General features: G+C 72.0%; 16 protein-coding genes. 11 read left to right on the top strand and 5 right to left on the bottom strand.

The features are described 5' to 3' along the window. Positions 1-31 precede the first annotated feature (31 nt). Positions 32-2,038 carry a DUF5050 domain-containing protein gene (locus H0488_RS04335; RefSeq protein ID WP_183098058.1) on the top strand — a complete coding sequence of 669 codons (2,007 nt, stop codon included), beginning with the start codon at positions 32-34 and terminating at the stop codon, positions 2,036-2,038. Here H0488_RS04335 and H0488_RS04330 read toward each other — a convergent pair whose 3' ends face one another. Then, positions 2,039-3,151: a glycosyltransferase family 2 protein gene (locus H0488_RS04330; protein WP_183098057.1), complete on the bottom strand. Its 1,113-nt coding sequence runs from the start codon at positions 3,149-3,151 to the stop codon at positions 2,039-2,041. A 231-nt stretch (positions 3,152-3,382) separates the two neighbouring features. Here H0488_RS04330 and H0488_RS04325 point away from each other — a divergent pair, with 231 nt between their 5' ends. The 8 genes from H0488_RS04325 (at position 3,383) to H0488_RS04290 (ending at position 12,515) form a co-directional block, all read left to right on the top strand. Further along, complete coding sequence (locus H0488_RS04325; protein ID WP_183098056.1) at positions 3,383-4,456, top strand: Rossmann-like and DUF2520 domain-containing protein; 1,074 nt, start codon at positions 3,383-3,385, stop codon at positions 4,454-4,456. A gap of 2 nt (positions 4,457-4,458) precedes the next feature. Next, positions 4,459-5,391, top strand: coding sequence for a pantoate--beta-alanine ligase (panC, locus tag H0488_RS04320; protein ID WP_183098055.1), 933 nt, complete (start codon positions 4,459-4,461; stop codon positions 5,389-5,391). Further along, the gene (gene panD / locus H0488_RS04315) at positions 5,391-5,813 is read left to right on the top strand and encodes an aspartate 1-decarboxylase (RefSeq protein ID WP_183098054.1); all 423 of its coding nucleotides are present in this window, start codon (positions 5,391-5,393) and stop codon (positions 5,811-5,813) included. The genes panC and panD overlap by 1 nt, the downstream gene beginning before the upstream one ends. 25 nt (positions 5,814-5,838) lie before the next feature. Further along, entirely contained in the window at positions 5,839-7,671 is a 1,833-nt protein-coding gene (locus tag H0488_RS04310) for an L-aspartate oxidase (protein ID WP_183098053.1), read from the top strand. Further along, positions 7,668-8,585 (top strand): carboxylating nicotinate-nucleotide diphosphorylase, encoded by a 918-nt coding sequence (nadC, locus tag H0488_RS04305; protein WP_183098052.1) that lies wholly within the window; start codon positions 7,668-7,670, stop codon positions 8,583-8,585. Before H0488_RS04310 ends, nadC begins: the two co-directional genes overlap by 4 nt. A 3-nt stretch (positions 8,586-8,588) precedes the next feature. Then, complete coding sequence (locus H0488_RS04300; RefSeq protein WP_183098051.1) at positions 8,589-9,365, top strand: type III pantothenate kinase; 777 nt, start codon at positions 8,589-8,591, stop codon at positions 9,363-9,365. Between the two features lie 81 nt (positions 9,366-9,446). After that, on the top strand, positions 9,447-9,770 hold the full coding sequence (locus H0488_RS04295; protein WP_183098050.1) for a histone-like nucleoid-structuring protein Lsr2: 324 nt from the start codon (positions 9,447-9,449) through the stop codon (positions 9,768-9,770). A 153-nt stretch (positions 9,771-9,923) separates the two neighbouring features. Continuing rightward, positions 9,924-12,515 (top strand): ATP-dependent Clp protease ATP-binding subunit, encoded by a 2,592-nt coding sequence (locus tag H0488_RS04290; RefSeq protein WP_220794183.1) that lies wholly within the window; start codon positions 9,924-9,926, stop codon positions 12,513-12,515. A gap of 62 nt (positions 12,516-12,577) precedes the next feature. On the opposite strand, the gene H0488_RS04285 is transcribed toward H0488_RS04290, so the two are convergent. Next, on the bottom strand, positions 12,578-13,441 hold the full coding sequence (locus H0488_RS04285; RefSeq protein ID WP_183098049.1) for an HhH-GPD family protein: 864 nt from the start codon (positions 13,439-13,441) through the stop codon (positions 12,578-12,580). 68 nt (positions 13,442-13,509) lie between these two features. Between H0488_RS04285 and H0488_RS04280 the strand changes: the two genes are divergently transcribed. Beyond that, a complete protein-coding gene (locus H0488_RS04280) occupies positions 13,510-14,337 on the top strand; it encodes a hypothetical protein (protein WP_183098048.1) in 828 nt (275 codons plus the stop codon). A 259-nt stretch (positions 14,338-14,596) separates the two neighbouring features. On the opposite strand, the gene disA is transcribed toward H0488_RS04280, so the two are convergent. Together disA and radA are read right to left on the bottom strand one after the other, a co-directional pair. Then, on the bottom strand, positions 14,597-15,670 hold the full coding sequence (gene disA, locus H0488_RS04275; RefSeq protein WP_183098047.1) for a DNA integrity scanning diadenylate cyclase DisA: 1,074 nt from the start codon (positions 15,668-15,670) through the stop codon (positions 14,597-14,599). A 99-nt stretch (positions 15,671-15,769) separates the two neighbouring features. Beyond that, positions 15,770-17,221: a DNA repair protein RadA gene (radA, locus tag H0488_RS04270; protein WP_183098046.1), complete on the bottom strand. Its 1,452-nt coding sequence runs from the start codon at positions 17,219-17,221 to the stop codon at positions 15,770-15,772. Between the two features lie 130 nt (positions 17,222-17,351). Between radA and H0488_RS04265 the strand changes: the two genes are divergently transcribed. Continuing rightward, a complete protein-coding gene (locus H0488_RS04265) occupies positions 17,352-18,395 on the top strand; it encodes a LacI family DNA-binding transcriptional regulator (protein ID WP_312856211.1) in 1,044 nt (347 codons plus the stop codon). Between the two features lie 40 nt (positions 18,396-18,435). Here H0488_RS04265 and H0488_RS04260 read toward each other — a convergent pair whose 3' ends face one another. Then, complete coding sequence (locus H0488_RS04260) at positions 18,436-19,152, bottom strand: class I SAM-dependent methyltransferase (protein WP_183098044.1); 717 nt, start codon at positions 19,150-19,152, stop codon at positions 18,436-18,438. Between the last annotated feature and the right edge of the window lie 2 nt (positions 19,153-19,154).

Genomic DNA, 19,154 nt, shown 5'->3' with positions numbered 1-19,154 from the left:
CGATCATCCTTCCGCTCCCTGGGGGTTCACCATGCGTCACCCGACCGTTCTCGCCGCCGCCCTGCTGTCCGCCGTTCTCCTGACGCCCGTCGGCTCGGACGCTGCCGGGCCACCTGTTTCCGATCGGCCGCTGGCTGCGGTCACTCCGGGGGTGAACGGGCAGATCGCGTTCGTCAGCACCCGCGACGACAACTTCGAGATCTACGCGATGAACGCCGACGGCAGTGGCCAGACGCCGCTGACCTCCGACGTGAACCCCTACCCGGGTGTTCCCGGGCCGGCGGACCACGACCCGGCGTTCGCCCCGGACGGCACGAGGATCGTCTTCGTCAGCAACCGGAGCGGGAACCAGGACATCTGGGTGATGGACGCGGACGGTTCGGGGCTGGAGCAGCTGACCGACACCTCGGTCGCTGACGCTCAGCCGAGCTTCTCGCCCGACGGTCGCCACATCGTGTTCAGCAGTGGGGGCAACGGGTCGTCGGACATCTACCGGATGCGGGCCGACGGCAGCGGGAAGGTCCGGCTCACGACGAGCGCGGGCGACGACGACAACCCGTCGTACTCACCGGACGGCAAGTCCATCGCCTTCACCAGCAGCCGTGACGGGCAGCGCGAGATCTACCGGATGAGCCCCGACGGCACCGGTCAGACCCGGTTGACCGTCAACAGCAACCTCGACGACGAGGCGTCGTACTCGCCGACCGGCCAGATCGTCTTCGTCAGCACCCGGGACGGCAACAGCGAGATCTACCGGATGACCGGCGACGGGGGCAGCCCGACCCGGCTGACCAACAACGCCGCGATCGACCGGGCGCCGGCGTACTCGCCCGACGGGCTGCAGATCGCGTTCACCACGCATCGCAGCGGCAACGCCGAGGTCTACCGGATGGCGAGCAACGGCACCGGGCTCGTCCGGCTCACCGTCGACGCGGGTGAGGACGTCGACCCGACCTGGGGACCTGCCTACACCGAGTGCCTCGGGCTGCCCGCCACCATCACCGGCACCGATGGCCCCGACAACCTGGTCGGTACACCGGGACCGGACGTGATCGCGGGGCTCGGGGGCGACGACACGCTGCGGGGTCTCGACGGAGCCGACGTCTTCTGCGGAGGAGCAGGAAACGACACCGTGTCGTACGTCAGCCACGAGCTCGACGTCACCGCGAACCTCGGTGGGGGAGCCGGTGACGACGGCTCGGCCGAGGACGGCGCCGCGGGCGCTCGCGACACCATCGCCAGCGACGTCGAGAACCTGACCGGCGGCCACGGAGACGACACACTCATCGGCAACTCGAGGGCCAACATCCTCAACGGTCTCGCGGGCAACGACACGATGGTGGGAGGCTCCGGCGACGACCAGCTGTTCGGCGCGACCGGCCGCGACGTGATCCGGGGTGATGCCGGTGACGACCACATCAGCGGGCACGAGGGCGACGACACGATCACCGGCGGTGAGGGCGACGACAGCCTCGTCGGGTGGGGCGGGGACGACCTCCTCGACGCCGGCGAGGGCATCGACACCCTCGTCGGCAGCGGAGGCGACGATCTGCTGCGCGGACGAGAGGGGGCGGACGAGCTCTTCGGTGGCAGCGGCGATGACATCCTCGCCGGAGGTGAGGGCAACGACCTGCTGATCGGCGACGAGCACAGCGACGTCCTGAACGGTGGACCAGGATCGGCTGACGTCGCGGACTACTCGACACACGGGCACTGGAGCGTGGTCGCGTCGATCGGTGGCGGCGCGGGTGACGACGGGAACCGTTCGGACGGCCCGGTGGGCGAGCGCGACACCATCACCAACAGTGTCGAGAACCTCATCGGCTCCCCGGGCAGGGACACCCTGACCGGCAATGCCGACGACAACGTCATCACCGGGGGGCTCGGCGCAGACACCCTGCTCGGCCTCGGCGGAACCGATCGGCTGATCGCGAACGACGGGGTCAAGGACGTGAAGATCGACTGCGGTGCCGACGCGGACTTCGCGGCGCTGAAGGACTCGATCGACCCGGCTCCGGCCAGCTGCTCCGGGGCCTAGTCAGGACTCGTCGTCCCGGGGGCGCATCGCCTCCGGGGCGACGGTCGCCGGGTCCAGCCCCGGTACGTCGACCCGCACCGACCCGTCGTCGAGGGTGACCCGGGGGAGAGGCGCACCCAGGGTGCGCGCGTAGGAGCTGACCCGCGCGGCGTCCGCGCGCCGGTCCTGCTCGACCAGCCAACCGGTCAGCCGGTGGGCGGGCGGGAGCGTGCTGCCCGTCAGTGACCGCTCGGCGCCCCAGAGCTCCCGGACCCCGGCGACCAGCAGCTCCCACCACTCGTCGGAGCAGAAGGGGATGTGCACGAAGTACTGCCACATGTCGCCGGGCAGCACCCGGTCGCGGAAGACGTCGGTCACCCCGGGAGCGCCGTAGGCCTCGACGGAGGCGAGTGCCATCCGCTTGGTGGTCCAGCGGTCGGTGAGGTCGGCGACGGTGGCCCGCTGCTGCGTGAGCGAGGAGCCGTCGTCGCGGACCCGCCAGTGGTAGACGACCTCCGGCAGGATGCCGATCCGGCCGGCCCGGAGGTAGGCATCGGTCGTGGCCGGCTGGTCCTCGTAGCGGAGCCGCTCCGGCCAGCCCAGGCCGGCGTCGTCCCAGAAGTCGCGGCGGAAGAGCTTGTTCCACGCGAAGACGTCGCCGAGCAGCTCCGGCAGGTCGTCGATGGCGATCGTGCGCCGCTCGGCGTGCAGGCGGTCCATCCACCGCATCCGCGTGCGCTGGTCGCCCTCGAGCCGCACCACGTTGCCGGTCACCAGGGGCGCGTCGCTGTCGCGCGCGCAGAGCACCAGCTGCTCGAGCGCGCGGGGCGGCATCAGGTCGTCGGCGTCGCAGAACCCGAGGAACCGGCCGCGGGCGTGCTGGATCCCCTCGTTGCGGGCGGCGCCGAGCCCGCCGTTCTCGATGTGCACCACCCGGATGCGGGGGTCGCGGGCGGCGTACGCGTCGGCGATCGCCCCGGAGTCGTCGGTGGCGCCGTCGTCGACCACCACCACCTCGAGCTCGGGCAGGTTCTGCGCGAGCAGGCTGTCGAGGCAGGCCGGGAGGTACGCCGCCACGTCGTACGCCGGCACCACCACGCTGACCAGCGGTGCGGGCTTGCGGCGCTTGAACACACCAGAACCGTACTCAGGTCTCACGAGTCACAACGGGTGTCGCCGGCGTGTAGCCCATGTCACTTGCGCGTGACCTGTCGCCGGCATCGCGGTTGCACCTACGCTTGTTGTATCGAATGAGCACACGTCCGGTACCCACACCGGCCCGTCGGTTGTCGAGGAGGTCGCGCCAGCGACCGTCACGAGACACCCGCGGGTGGTCGGAGGGATTGGAACGAAAGGTTCGAACAGATGACGACGTCGCCTGCGCCCCGAGCGCTGAGCATTGGCGTGATCGGCGCCGGCCGGGTCGGCGCCGTGCTGGCTGCCCGCCTCCGCGAGGCCGGCCACCCGGTCACGACCGTCGCCGGCGAGTCCGACGCTTCCCGTGAGCGCGCCGCCACCCTCCTGCCGGGAGTCCCGGTCGAGAAGCCGAGCGCCGTCGCGCGCGGCTGCGACCTGCTCCTGCTGACCGTCCCCGACGACATGCTGCCCAACGTCGTCCGGGTGCTGGCCGACAGTGGCGCGCTGCGCCCCGGCCAGGTCGTCGTGCACACCTCCGGCCGCCACGGCCNCACCTCCGCCCGCCACGGCCTCGCCGTGCTGGCGCCGGCGGCCGCGATCGGCGCCCGGGTGATCGCGCTCCACCCGGCGATGACCTTCACCGGCACGGCCGTCGACCTCGAACGGCTCGACGGCTGCGTCTTCGGCCTCACCGCCGGTCCCGCCGAGCGCGAGCTCGCCGAGCAGCTCGTCACCGAGCTGGGCGGACGCGCGACCTGGGTGCCCGAGGAGATGCGCACGCTCTACCACGCCGGTCTCGCGCACGGCGCCAACCACCTGGTCACCCTGGTGACCGAGGCGATGGGCCTGCTGGCCGCGGCCGGCTCCGACGACCCCGCCGGCACGCTGCGTCCGCTGCTGGAGGCCGCGCTCGACAACGCCCTTGCCCACGGCGACGCCGCGCTCACCGGCCCGATCGTGCGCGGTGACGTGAAGACCGTGGCCGCCCACCTCGACGAGATCCGGGCGAACCGGCCCGACACGCTGCCGTCGTACGTCGCGATGGCGCGGGCCACCCTCGACAGCGCGGTCACCGACGGCCGGGTGCTGCCGATCCGCGCCGCCCGGATCGCAGACCTGCTCGACGGAGCCGGGTCTCGTGACGGGTCTCGTGACGGTCGCCAGAGCGACCTCCTCGACCTCCAAGATCGCCAGAGCGACCTCCTCGACCTCCAAGATCGCCAGAGCGACCTCCTCGACCTCCAAGCTCGCCAGAGCGACCTCCTCGGCCAGCGGTCGAGGCGTTCGGCTCAGGAGCGCTGATCGTGGCCACGGCCCCGTCGGTGGTTGTCGTCGCGCGCACGCGCGCCGACCTGCTCACCGAGCCCGCCGACCGGCGGCCCGCCGGACCGGTGGTGCTGGTGCCCACGATGGGTGCCCTGCACGAGGGCCACGCGAGCCTGATCCGCGTCGCCCGCGAGCGCGCCGGCGACGGGGGCACGGTGGTCGTGTCGATCTTCGTGAACCCGCTCCAATTCGGGCCGAACGAGGACCTCGACCGCTATCCGCGCACGTTCGACGAGGACCTCGCCGTCTGCGGCCGGGAGGGCGCGGCCGTCGTGTTCGCCCCGACCGTCGACGAGATGTATCCCGGGGAACCCCAGGTCACCGTCGAGCCCGGCCCGCTCGCCGAGATCCTCGAGGGACGCACCCGGCCCGGCCACTTCCGCGGGGTCCTGACCGTGGTCGCCAAGCTGTTCGGCCTGGTCCGCCCGGACGTCGCCGTCTTCGGCGAGAAGGACTACCAGCAGCTGGTGCTGATCCGACAGCTGGTCGCCGACCTCTGCATCAGCGGCAGCCGGGGCGCGCTGGAGATCATCGGCGCCCCGACGGACCGGGAGGCCGACGGCCTCGCCCGGTCGAGCCGCAACCGCTACCTCGACGACGAGCAGCGCCGGCAGGCCACCACCTTGAGCCGGGTGCTCTACGCGGTGCGTCGCGAGGCGGCGTACGGCGTGGAGGCGGCCATGGCCGCGGCCCGTGCCGAGCTCCGGATGGCCGGCAACCTCGACCTCGACTACCTCGAGATCCGGTCGCCGGACCTCACCGAGCTGCCCCGCGACCCGGCGGCGATCCCGCCCGGCACACCCGCCCGCGCGCTGATCGCGGCGCGGGTCGGCAGCACCCGCCTGATCGACAACCTGGGACTCACCATCGGAGTGCCCGCCACCGACCCGCCCAGCGAGGGGAGCAGCTGATGTTGCGCACCATGATGAAGTCGAAGATCCACCGTGCCACGGTGACCCAGGCCGACCTGCACTACGTCGGCTCGGTCACCGTCGACGAGGACCTGCTCGACGCCGCCGACCTGCTGCCCGGAGAGCTGGTGCACATCGTCGACATCACCAACGGCGCCCGGCTCGAGACCTACACGATCGCGGGCGAGCGCGGCTCCGGCGTGATCGGGATCAACGGCGCCGCGGCCCGGCTGGTCCACCCCGGCGACCTGGTCATCCTGATCGCCTACGGCCAGATGACGACCGAGGAGGCCAAGGCCTACCAGCCGCACGTCGTGTTCGTCGACGCCGACAACGCGATCATGGGCACCAGCGCCGACCCCGCCGACACCTTCGGCGACCCAGCCCTGCGACGCGGTGACCTGACCGCTGCCGGTGTCTGACCCGGCGACTCGGTAGCGTGCACGGATGCCAGGATCTCGAGACGGTCGCAGAGCGACCTCCTCGATCGACGAGGGGGACGGTCGCAGAGCGACCTCCTCGATCGACGGGAGCGACGGTCGCAGAGCGACCTCCTCGATCGACGAGGGGGACGGTCGCGGTGACGAGACGGCGCCCGCCGCGACCCGCCGCCTCCCCGGCCGCCTGACCGCTCCCGCTCCCGGCTGGACCACCCGCGCCGACGTCGTGATCATCGGCTCCGGCGTCGCCGGGCTGACCGCGGCGCTGCGGCTCCGCGAGCAGGTCGACAAGGTGCTCGTGGTGACCAAGACGGTGCTCAACGCCGGGTCGACCCAGTGGGCGCAGGGCGGCATCGCGGCCGCGCTCGGGCCCGAGGACACCCCCGAGGAGCACGAGGTCGACACCCTCGTCGCCGGAGCCGGCGCGTGCGACCGCGACGCGGTCCGCGCGCTGGTCACCGAGGGGCCGGACGCCGTACGCGAGCTGATCGCGCTCGGCACCAACTTCGACCACGACGACGACGGCGCGCTGTCGCTGACCCGCGAGGGTGGCCACCACCGCGACCGGATCGCCCACGCCGGCGGCGACGCCACCGGTGCCGAGATCCAGCGCGCGCTGATCGCGGCCATCGAGGCCGCACCCGACATCGAGGTGATCCAGCACGCGCTCGCCGTCGACCTCCTCCTCGACGCCGACGGCGGCGTGTCGGGCGTGACCCTGCACGTGATCGGCGAGGGCGTGCGCGACGGCGTCGGCGCCGTCCACTGCCGGGCCGTGGTGCTCGCGAGCGGCGGCCTGGGCCAGGTCTTCTCGCAGACCACCAATCCCGCGGTGTCCACCGGCGACGGCATGGCGATCGCCCTGCGCGCGGGTGCGACCCTGCGCGACCTCGAGTTCGTGCAGTTCCACCCGACGGTGATGTACCTCGGACCCGACTCCCGCGGCCAGCAGCCGCTGATCTCCGAGGCGGTGCGGGGGGAGGGTGCGTTCCTCGTCGACGCCCTGCCGGAGGAGGGCGGGCGCCGGTTCATGGAGGGCGTGCACGAGCTCGCCGACCTGGCGCCGCGCGACGTCGTCGCCAAGGCGATCATGAAGCGGATGCTCGAGACCGGTCGACCGCACATGTGGCTCGACGCCCGGCACCTCGGCGCGGCGTTCTGGGAGCGGCGGTTCCCGACCATCCTCGCCACCACCCGCTCCCACGGCGTCGACCCGGTCACCGAGCTGATCCCCGTCGCCCCGGCCTGCCACTACGTCTCGGGCGGCGTGCTCACCGACCTCGACGGTCGCACCGACGTGCCCGGCCTCTACGCCACCGGCGAGGTCGCCTGCTCCGGCGTCCACGGCGCCAACCGGCTCGCGTCCAACTCGCTGCTCGAGGGCCTGGTCTTCTCGCGGCGGATCGCCGCGGTGCTCCCCGGCGAGCTGCGGCCGTGGTCCGACCCGGTGGCCGACGGGCGCACCGCCGGTCTGGTGTCGGGAGCGGTCCAGGGGGACCTGCAGGAGACGATGACCTCGCGGGTCGGCGTGCTCCGGTCGGCCGACGGCCTCGCCGAGGCGACGGCACTGCTCGACAAGCTGGCCGGCGAGGCCGCCGAGCAGGTCGACCAGACCTCCTGGGAGACCACCAACCTGATCACGATCAGCGCCGCGCTCGCCGACGCCGCCGCGTTGCGCGAGGAGACCCGCGGGTCGCACTGGCGCGACGACTTCCCCGAGCGCGACGACGACCGCTGGGCCGGCCACTTCGACGTCGCGATGACCGATGGCGTGACGACGGTGACGTTCCACCCTGCGCCGGCCACCGACACCGACCTCCCGGGGCCGGGGTCGGCATGAGCATCACCCGGACGCCGTACGACGACCTGCCGCGCGCGCTCGTCGACGAGATCGCGTCGGCCGGCCTCGACCCGCAGGCGGTCTACGCCCACGTCGCGCTCGCCTTCGACGAGGACCTCCCCGGCGGTGCCGACGACGTGACCAGCGCGGCCATGCCGTCGATGGGCCACGCCGTCGCCGACTTCGTCGCCCGCGAGTCAGGCGTCGTGGCCGGACTGGCCGTCGCCGAGCTCGCGTTCCGCTACGCCCTGGACCAGGAGGTCGAGATCAGCGGGCGGGTCGCCGACGGCACCCGGGTGCAGCCCGGCGACGACGTGCTGACCGTCGCCGGCCCGGTCAAGGGCGTGCTGACGGCCGAGCGCACCGCCCTCAACTTCGCGTCCCACCTGTCGGGTGTCGCGACCGCGACCGCGGCCTGGGTCGATGCGATCGAGGGGACGGGCGCCCGGGTGCTCGACACCCGCAAGACCCTGCCCGGTTGGCGGGCGCTGCAGAAGTACGCCGTCCGCTGCGGCGGGGGCGTCAACCACCGGTTCAGCCTGGTCGACCGGGCCATGGTCAAGGACAACCACGCCGTGGCGGCGGGCGGCGTGGTCGCCGCCTACCAGGCGGTCGTGGCGGCGAACCCGGGCCTGCGGGTCGAGGTCGAGGTGATGGACCTCGACGAGCTGCGGGCAGTCCTCGGCGCCGGCTGCACCGAGGTGCTGCTCGACAACATGAGCACCGACGACATGCGCGAGGCGGTGGCGATCAACGAACGGGCCGGACGTCCTGCCGTGCTCGAGGCCTCCGGCGGACTGACCCTCGACCGGGCCAAGGAGGTCGCGGCGACCGGCGTCGACTTCATCTCGGTCGGGGCGCTGACCCACTCGGTCGACGTGTTCGACATCGGCCTGGACTTCAGGGCGGGATGAACCATGACGCTGCTGGCCGCCGACATCGGCAACGCGCACACCGTGCTCGGGATGATCCGGGACGGCGAGGTCGGCTCGCACTGGCGGGTCGCGACCGAGGAGCACCGCACCGCCGACGACTGGGCGGTCCTGCTGCGCGGCCTGCTCGGTGACGAGATCTCCGACATCACCGGAATATCGGTGTGCGCGACCGTGCCGGCGGTCCTGAATTCCTGGCGTGAGATGTTGAGCCGCCATTTCGGCGATATCGATCATGTGGTGGTCGAGCCCGGAGTGCGCACCGGCGTGCCCATTCTCGTCGACAATCCCCGAGAGGTCGGCACCGACCGGATCATCAATGCGCTCGCCGCCGCCAGTGATTTCGGCGGCCCCGCGATCGTCGTCGACTTCGGCGGCACCGCGACCACGTTCGACGTGGTCGACGTCGAGGGCCGGTACGTCGGCGGCGCGATCACTCCCGGGATCGAGATCTCGCTCGAGGCGCTGGGCAGGCGCGGCGCCCAGCTGCGGATGGTGGAGCTGATGCGCCCGCGCGGCGTGATCGGCAAGAACACCGTGGAGGCCCTGCAGTCCGGGATGCTCTTCGGCGTGGCCAGCCAGGTCGAGGGGATGGTCGAGCGGATCACCGCGGCGCTCGGGGTCGAGCCCGCCGACGTACGGGTGATCGCCACCGGCTATCTCGCGCCGCTGGTCATCGACGAGTGCCGGTGCTTCACCGACCATTCACCGTGGTTGACGCTCCGTGGACTCGAGATGGTCTTCCACCGCAACGTGAAGTGAATACCGACTAATGCGGTAATCTTTGATTTGTCGACCGGTTATCGGTCGGCTCATTGAAATGCAGAAGGAAAGGCTCCACCAATGGCGCAGCGAGTCAATATCGTGCTTGTCGACGACATCGACGGCACGGACGCAAGTGAAACCGTCGCATTCGGCCTCGACGGCACCTCCTACGAGATCGACCTGAACGAGAAGAACGCCGCCCAGCTCCGCGACGCGCTGGCGTCCTACGTCGGCCACGCCCGCAAGGTCGGCGGTCGCCGTACCCGCGCCAAGTCAGCGCCCGCGGCCGGTGGTGCCTCCGCCAAGGAGATCCGCGACTGGGCCCGCTCCAACGGTCACACCGTCCCTGACCGGGGCCGGATCCCCGCCGACGTGCGCGCTGCGTTCGAAGCGGCGAACTGACGAGGCGCAGCGCCTGGCCCTCCTAGTCCGGACGGGCCAGGCACCTCGGTCTGTTCGCTCTGAGCAGACGACATTTGCGGCTCCCACGGAACGCGTAGGCTGTTGACCGGGTTGTACCCGTCGTACGCCCCGTGACGTGTGGAGGAGCAAGAGATGTTCGAGCGGTTCACTGACCGAGCCCGCCGGGTGGTCGTGCTGGCCCAGGAAGAGGCCCGCATGCTCTCCCACAACTACATCGGCACCGAGCACATCCTGCTCGGGCTCATCCACGAGGGTGAGGGCGTCGCCGCCAAGGCGCTGGAGTCGCTCGACATCTCGCTGGAGGCCGTGCGCGCCCAGGTCGAGGAGATCATCGGTCAGGGCCAGCAGGCGCCGAGCGGCCACATCCCGTTCACGCCGCGCGCCAAGAAGGTGCTCGAGCTTTCCCTGCGCGAGGCGCTGCAGCTCGGCCACTCCTACATCGGCACCGAGCACATCCTGCTCGGCCTGATCCGGGAGGGTGAGGGCGTCGCCGCCCAGGTGCTGCAGAAGCTCGGCGCCGACCTCAACCGGGTCCGCCAGCAGGTCATCCAGCTGCTCTCCGGCTTCCAGGGCAAGGAGTCCGGCTCCACCGCCTCCGCGACCGGCACGGGCAGCGGCGACGCTCCGTCGTCCTCGCTGGTGCTCGACCAGTTCGGCCGCAACCTCACCCAGGACGCGCGCGAGGGCAAGCTCGACCCGGTGATCGGCCGCGAGCAGGAGATCGAGCGGGTCATGCAGATCCTGTCCCGCCGCACGAAGAACAACCCGGTCCTCATCGGCGAGCCCGGCGTCGGCAAGACGACGATCGTCGAGGGCCTGGCCCAGGACATCGTCAAGGGCAACGTCCCCGAGACGCTCAAGGACAAGCAGATCTACACCCTCGACCTGGGTGCCCTGGTCGCGGGCAGCCGCTACCGCGGTGACTTCGAGGAGCGCCTCAAGAAGGTGCTCAAGGAGATCCGCACCCGCGGCGACATCGTGCTGTTCATCGACGAGATCCACACCCTGGTCGGCGCCGGCGCGGCCGAGGGCGCGATCGACGCGGCCAGCATCCTCAAGCCGATGCTGGCCCGCGGCGAGCTGCAGACCATCGGCGCGACCACCCTCGACGAGTACCGCAAGTACCTCGAGAAGGACGCCGCGCTCGAGCGCCGCTTCCAGCCGATCCAGGTCGCCGAGCCGTCGATCGCCCACACGATCGAGATGCTCAAGGGCCTGCGTGACCGCTACGAGGCGCACCACCGGGTGACGATCACCGACGAGGCGCTGGTCTCCGCGGCGACGCTCGCGGACCGCTACATCTCCGACCGGTTCCTCCCCGACAAGGCGATCGACCTCATCGACGAGGCCGGCTCGCGGCTGCGCATCCGCCGGATGACCGCACCCGCCGACCTGCGCGAGTACGACGACAAGATCTCCGACGTCCGGCAGCGCAAGGAGGCGGCGATCGACGGCCAGGACTTCGAGGCCGCTGCTCGACTGCGCGACGAGGAGAAGCAGCTCATCCTGCGCAAGGCCGAGCGCGAGAAGCAGTGGCGCGCGGGCGACATGGACGAGGTCGCGGAGGTCGACGAGGAGCTGATCGCCGAGGTGCTGGCGGTCGCGACCGGCATCCCGATCGTGAAGCTCTCCGAGGAGGAGTCGACCCGACTGCTCAAGATGGAGGACGAGCTCCACAAGCGGGTCATCGGCCAGGAGGAGGCCGTCAAGGCCCTGAGCCGCGCGATCCGGCGTACCCGTGCCGGCCTGAAGGACCCGAAGCGTCCCGGCGGCTCGTTCATCTTCGCCGGCCCGTCCGGTGTCGGTAAGACGTGGCTGTCCAAGACCCTCGCCGAGTTCCTCTTCGGCGACGAGGACGCGCTGATCCAGCTCGACATGAGCGAGTTCAGCGAGAAGCACACGGTGTCGCGGCTCTTCGGCTCGCCTCCGGGCTACGTCGGCTACGAAGAGGGTGGCCAGCTCACCGAGAAGGTGCGCCGCAAGCCGTTCTCCGTGGTGCTGTTCGACGAGGTCGAGAAGGCGCACCCGGACATCTTCAACAGCCTGCTGCAGATCCTGGAGGAGGGTCGGCTCACCGACTCGCAGGGCCGGGTCGTCGACTTCAAGAACACCGTCATCATCATGACGACCAACCTCGGCACCCGCGACATCTCCAAGGGCGTCAACCTCGGCTTCAACCAGAGCGGTGACGCGGCCGGCTCCTACGAGCGGATGAAGGGCAAGGTGTCGGAGGAGCTCAAGCAGCACTTCCGGCCCGAGTTCCTCAACCGTGTCGACGAGATCATCGTCTTCCCGCCGCTCAGCCAGGAGCAGATCGTCGCAATGGTCGACAACATGATCTCCTCGGTGGAGCTGCGGATGCGCGACCGCGACATGCGGATCGAGCTCACCCAGGCGGCGAAGAACCTGCTCGCCGAGCGGGGCTTCGACCCGGTGCTGGGCGCCCGGCCGCTGCGCCGCACGATCCAGCGCGAGATCGAGGACGTGCTCGCCGAGAAGATGCTGTACGGCGAGGTCGGCCCCGGTCAGATCGTGCTCGTCGACGTCGACGGCGAGGGTCCCACCGCGACCTTCACCTTCGAGGGCCAGAAGGTCAGCGAGCTGCCCGACATGCCGCCGCTGGAGACGATCTCGGAGGCCGCGGCCGAGGGTGGCCTCGACGGACCGGCCGCTCCGCTCGGCGGCGACGGCCCGACCGACGTGCCGCGCACCGCGACCGAGTAGTTCCCCTGCATCGACCCGGCTTCAACTTGGAGCCGGGTCGATGTGTTTTTGGTCGGTCCGGGTCAGGGCAAGGCGTAGCGGTCGCCGTCGGCGACGACCAGACCGTCGGCGAGCAGGGAGGTCAGGCAGCGCTCGCGCTGCACCTCGTCGTCCCACACCGCGTCGAGGCGGGCCTTGGGGACGGATCCCGGGGTGTCGCGGAGCACGGCGAGCAGCCGGCCCCGGCACTGGCGGTCGGTGCCGGCGTAGGACTGCACGGGGCGGGGTGGTCCGTCGTACGCCGGGCGGCCGGCGCCGTGCCACGCGCAGCGGTCGACGACCGGGCAGGTGTCGCACTTGGGGCGGTCCGCGGTGCACACCAGGGCGCCGAGCTCCATCACCGCGACCGACCAGGTGGCGGCGGTCGGCGGGTCGTCAGGCAGCAGCGCCTCGGCGACGGCGCGCTCGGGCTTGGTGACCGATCGTGCGGGGAACTCCACGCCCGAGACGGCCCGGCCCAGCACTCGCCGGACGTTGGTGTCGAGCACCACCTGGCGCTGGCCGTAGGCGAAGGCCGCCACCGCAGCGGCGGTGTAGTCGCCGACACCGGGGAGGGCGCGGAGCGCGTCGTACGCATCGGGTACGACGCCAGCGTGGTCGGTCACGATCGCCGCCGCGGCCGCGTGCAGGCGCAGTGCGCGTCGGGGGTAGCCGAGCCGGCCCCAGGCTCGGACCGCCTCTCCGCTCGGCTCGGCCGCGAGGTCGCCGGGCGTCGGCCATCGCTCCAGCCACGCCTCGTGGACGGGGAGCACCCGTGACACCGGGGTCTGCTGCAGCATGAACTCCGAGACCAGCACCGACCACGCCGACGCGGACGGGCGTCGCCACGGCAGGTCGCGCGCGTTGGCGTCGTACCACTGCAGGATCGGGTCGACCAGGCTGGACATCACGCCGATTGTGCCTGTGCCCGCCGCGCCTCCGCGGATCGGGGCGGGCGCCTGCCTAACCTCGGACCATGCCGCCGCTGACCCGTGGCCCGCTGCCGGCGGGTACCTACTGGCGGCGCCGGATCTTCGTCCTGGCGCTCGCCGCGACCCTGGTGTTCGTGTTCGCCAATTGGCTCGGTGGCGGCAGCGACGCGTCGGACGACGAGGTGCCGGCCGCACGACAGGCCGGGGGCGAGGTCGAGGCGTCGCAGACGGTCACCGTCGAGCGCACGCCGAAGGGCCGCAAGAGCCGGCGCAACCAGGGTCCGCAGACCCCGAGGATCGATCCCGCGCTGACCGTCGCACCGGACGGCAACTGCGAGCCGGCCGACGTCCGCGTGACGCCGGTCGTCACCAGCGCGGTCGCCGGCCAGCCGGTCACGATCGGGCTCAGCCTGCAGACGGTGCTGGCCGACGCGTGCTACTTCCGGGTCGGCCCCGACAAGGTCACCGTCAAGATCACCAAGGGCGGCCGTGAGATCTGGACGTCGCGTGAGTGCGCGGACCCGGTGCCCGAGCAGTCCGTGGTCGTACGACGGGTGGTGGCGACCGTCGTACCGATGACCTGGGACGCGCGCGAGTCGGACGCGGAGTGCACCAACCGCCGGTCGTGGCTGCTGGGCGGCGACTTCACGGTGGCCGCTGCCGCGCTCGGTGGCGAGCCGGCCGACTCCGACTTCGAGCTCGTGTCGCCGACCCCCGAGACCTCCACCACCACGCCGAACCCGCGCCGGGACCGGAAGGGCAAGCAGCGGGACCGCGACGGGCTGGAAGGGGAGTCGGCGCAGGAAGAGGCGCAGGGCGACCAGACCGAGCAGCAGCCCTCGGACCGGTCGACGGACGAGCCGCGCCGGTAGCGGTCGGCGGTCGGCGGTCGGCGGTCGATCGTCCTCGTCGGGGACTCAGGGTTTCGAGACGCGCGGTCGCTCCTGCTCGCAGGCTCGCAGCAGCGCGCGCCCTCAACCTCTTCGGTCGACGCCGACAGCTCGTTCCTCGCTGCCGGCCGGCCTCAGGGTTTCGAGACGCGCGGTCGCTCCTGCTCGCAGGCTCGCAGCAGCGCGCGCCCTCAACCTCTTCGGTCGACGCCGACAGCTCGTTCCTCGCTGCCGGCTGGCCTCAGACGTATCTCTCGAGGATCGTCGACTCGGCCAGGCGGGAGAGGCCCTCGCGCACGCTCCGGGCCCGCAGCTCGCCGACGCCCTCGACGGCCTGCAGGTCGTCGATGCCGGCGGACAGCAGCTTCTGCAGGGTGCCGAAGTGGTCGACCAGTCCTTCGACGACACCGGCGGGAAGGCGCGGCACCTTGGTCAGCAGCCGGTAGCCGCGCGGCGCGACCGCGCCGTCGAGGTGCTCACCCACGCCGATGCCGAGCACGCGGGCCACCGACGCCGGGTCGACCAGGTCGGTGGCGGAGAGCCCCTCCAGCTTGCCGAGCAGCTCGTCGGGCTCGCGGCTGCGGCGCCGGGACGGCACGTAGTCGCGGATGACCAGCTCGCGCTCGACGTCGACGCCCGTGATCAGCTCCTCGAGCTGGAGGGCGAGCAGCCGGCCGTCGGTGCCGAGCTCGAGCACGTAGTCCTCGATCTCACGGGCGATCCGGGTGACCATCTCCAGCCGCTGGGCGACCACCGCGACGTCGCGGACGGTCACCAGGTCCTCGATCTCCAGCGCCGACAGGGTCGCGGACACCTCGTCGAGGCGCAGCTTGTAGCGCTCGAGGGTGGCCAGCGCCTGGTTGGCGCGGGAGAGGATCTGGCCCGAGTCCTCGAGCACGTGGCGGGTCTCGCCGACGTACGCCGCGATGATCTGCATCGACTGCGAGACCGAGATGACCGGGAAGCCGGTCTGCTTGGCGACCCGGTCAGCGGTGCGGTGACGGGTGCCGGTCTCCTCCGACGGGATGGTGTGGTCGGGCATCAGGTGCACGGCCGCGCGGATGATCCGGGTGATGTCGCGGTCGATGATGATGCCGCCGTCCATCTTGGCGAGCTCGCGCAGGCCGGTGGCGGTGAAGGGGACGTCGAGCGTGAACCCGCCGGTCGAGATCGACTCGACGCTCTTGTCGTAGCCGAGGACGATCAGCGCACCGGTGCGGCCGCGCAGGATCCGCTCGAGCCCGTCGCGAAGGCCGGTGCCGGGCGCGATCGAGGCCAGTGTCTCGCGAAGCCGCGGATCTCCGCGCTCAACCACGTCGAACTCCCGTCGTAGGCCAACCGGCCGAAAACCCCTGCCCGGGTCGTCACCCGGTCGATCGCAACCCTAAGGCCTGTGCCACCGGGACGCCGGAGGTTATCCGCCCTCGACGACCTTGAGCCCCCGGTCGAGGTGCAGGAGGCGCAGCGCGGTGCGGACGTCCGGTGCTTCGACGACCCGCATCCCCTCCACGGCGCGGAACTGTCCGGGTGACCCGGGCTCGGCCGGCACCACCGCCAGCTCGAAGCCCAGCCGGGCGGCTTCGGCGAGCCGCTGCTGCACGTCGCGCACCCGCCGCAGCTCACCGGAGAGCCCGATCTCGCCCATCGCGACCACGCCGGTCGGCGTCGGGTTGAGGAAGTGGGACGACGCCAGCGAGATCGCGAGCGCGAGGNACGCCAGCGAGACCGCGAGCGCGAGGCCGGCGGCCGGCTCGGTCAGCTTGGCGCCGCCGACGGTCGAGGCGAACACGTCGCGCTGGCCGAGCCCGATGCCGCAGTGCTGCTGCAGCACGGCGAGCACCATGGCGAGGCGGGAGCCGTCGAGGCCGGAGGTCGTGCGGCGCGGACGATCCTGCGATGCCGCCGCGACCAGGGACTGCACCTCGGCCAGCAGCGGGCGCCGGCCCTCCATGGTCACCGCCACGCAGGTGCCGGCGACGCTGCCGTGGTGGCGCTCGACGAAGATCCCGGTGGGATCGGTGAGGGCGGTGATGCCGTCGGCGCCGAGGTCGAAGCAGCCGACCTCGTCGACCGGCCCGAACCGGTTCTTGATGGCGCGCACCATGCGGAAGCGGCTGCCGGACTCGCCCTCGAAGTGGAGGACGACGTCGACGATGTGCTCGAGGACGCGGGGGCCGGCGATCGAGCCGTCCTTGGTGACGTGGCCGACCAGCACGACCGTGATGTCGCGGGTCTTGGCGACCCGCACCAACGCCGCGGCGACCTCCTTGACCTGGGTCACGCCGCCCGGCACCCCGTCGACACCCGCGGCGCCGATGGTCTGCACCGAGTCGACGACGACCAGACGTGGCCGGACCTCCTCGATGTGGGTGAGCACGGCGCCCAGGTCGGTCTCGGCGGCGAGGTAGAGCTCGTCGTGGACGGCGTGGGTGCGGTCGGCGCGAAGCCGCACCTGGGCTGCGGACTCCTCGCCGGTGATGTAGAGGGTGCGCTGCTGGCGGGCGGCCGTGCGGGCCGCGACCTCCAGGAGCAGCGTGGACTTGCCGACGCCGGGTTCGCCGGCGAGCAGGACAGCCGCGCCCGGCACCAGGCCGCCGCCGAGCACCCGGTCGAGCTCGGGGACGCCGGAGGGGTGGTGCACGGCGTGCTCGGCCGACACCTGGCCGATCGGGACCGCCGGAGTGGTGACCGGGGCCGCGGACGTGCGCCCCGTCGGAGCCGCGCCGACCTCGGCGACCGAGCCCCACGCCTGGCACTCGCCGCACCGACCGACCCACTTGGTGGTCGCCCAGCCGCACTCGGTGCAGCGGTAGGACGAGCGCTGGCCCGATCGTTGGGTGCCGATGGTGCGCGCGGTCGAGGCCATGGGGGTGACGTTAGGCGACCCCCCCGACAGTCCGCGGCAGGGTGGTGCGTGTCCTCGGAGACGCCGCGCGGTCCCGCCGCGCCGCCCGCCGTATTCTCGTCACACCACCGGCCCCGAGGAGGTTGACGGCGTGTCTGACCACACACCACAGCTGCCACCGACCCTCGCCGATGTCGCCGAGCGGGCGGGGGTTTCGCGGCAGACGGTCTCCAACGCGATCAACAACCCCGACCTGCTGCGACCGGAGACGCTGGTGCGGGTCCAGGAGGCGATCCGCGACCTCGGCTACCTGCCCAACCGTGCGGCGCGCCACCTCCGCACCCGGGCGTCGTACCTGGTCGGGCTGCGGATGTCGGCCGCGCAGGAGTTCACCGCCAACGCGGCCATGGACCGGTTCGTGCACGCGCTGGTCGAGGCGTCGCGGGAGGCGGGCTACCACGTGCTGCTGTTCTCGGGCGGGCCCGGCAAGCCGGAGACGACGCCTGCCGACCTCGTCCGGGGGTACGACGACCTCCTCCGCTCCACCACGGTCGACGCCTTCATCGTGACCGACACCTACCTCGGCAACCCGCAGACCCGGTGGCTGAGCGAGCGCCGCGCGCCGTTCGTCGCGTTCGGGCGCCCGTGGGCCGACCCGGACGCCACCCACCCGTGGGTCGACGTCGACGGTGCCGCCGGCGTCGCGCTGGCCACCGAGCACCTGATCGAGCGCGGCCACGAACGGATCGCGTGGCTCGGCTGGTCCGGGACGTCGTTCATCGGCGCGGACCGGCGGTGCGGGTGGGAGCGAGCGATGGCCGCCGCCGGTCGCTCGACCGACGGCCTCGCGGTGAGCGTCGCGGACTCGGTCGAGGCAGGCCGCGACGCCAGCGCCGGGCTGCTCGACACCGTCCACCCCACCGGCTTCGTGTGTGCCTCCGACACGCTCGCGGTCGGCGTGCTCCACACGCTCGCCGACCGCGGTCTCCGCCCGGGGCGCGACATCGCGGTGGTGGGTTTCGACGACTCGCAGGTGGCCCAGGTCGTCCCCTACGGGCTGACCTCGGTGCGACAACCCCTCGAGCAGGTGGCGGTGGCCCTGGTCCGGGCCCTCGAGGCGCTGCTGGCGCGGGAGCCGTACGACGCCCAGGGCGTGCTGCTCGCTCCGACGCTGGCCGTGCGGGGCTCGTCGTAGGGCTCGGGCAGGGTTTCGGCAGGTTCGGGCTGCGTGCGGCTCAGAAGTCCTTGGACCACAGGTTGACGGCGTAGTCGACCTCGAGCCCGTCGTGGTGACGCAGGATCTCGTCGGCCACCTCGGGCTTGAACTCGATCCGGACCACCGCCTCCAGGTCGGCCCGGCTCGCGAACCGCCAGCCCATGTCGACCGGGGTACGCGTCCAGCCGCGCTGTGCCCAGAACCGCTCGATCTCCGCAGGGGAGGGGAGGTGCGGGAAGCCGCGGCGGAACCAGGAGCCGAACGTCGACCGCGACCCGTCGTTGTCGATGATCAGCGCGGTGCCGCCGCGCCGTACCACCCGGTCGAGCTCGGCCAGCCCGGGGTCGCAGCCGGGACCGAAGAAGTAGGCCCACCGGGCGTGCACCACGTCGACGCTCGCGTCGGGCAGCGGGATCGCCTGGGCCGTGCCGGTCCGCACGTCGATCGGCGCCTGGTCCGCGGGGCCGCGCTGGGTCCGTCGCCGGGCCAGTCGCACCAGCCCGGGGTGCGGCTCGACGCCGATCACCGTCGCTGCGGTCTCGGCGAACCGTGGCAGGTGGAAGCCGGACCCGCAGCCGAGGTCGAGCACGGTGCGACCACGCCACGACGTGCGGGCCGCCATCGCGGCCCACAGCCGGCCGTCGGGGTCGGCGGCGTGGTTCTCGGTCTCGTAGGTGGCCGGGTGCTGCCAGATGTTGGGGCTGGGTACGGCGCCCGACGCCGGCCGGTCCCGCAACG

The organism is Nocardioides pelophilus (assembly GCF_014180685.1).
GTDB lineage: Bacteria > Actinomycetota > Actinomycetes > Propionibacteriales > Nocardioidaceae > Nocardioides > Nocardioides pelophilus.
Note: the sequence above shows the minus strand (reverse complement) of the source record. Positions and strands in the feature narration are given on the sequence as shown.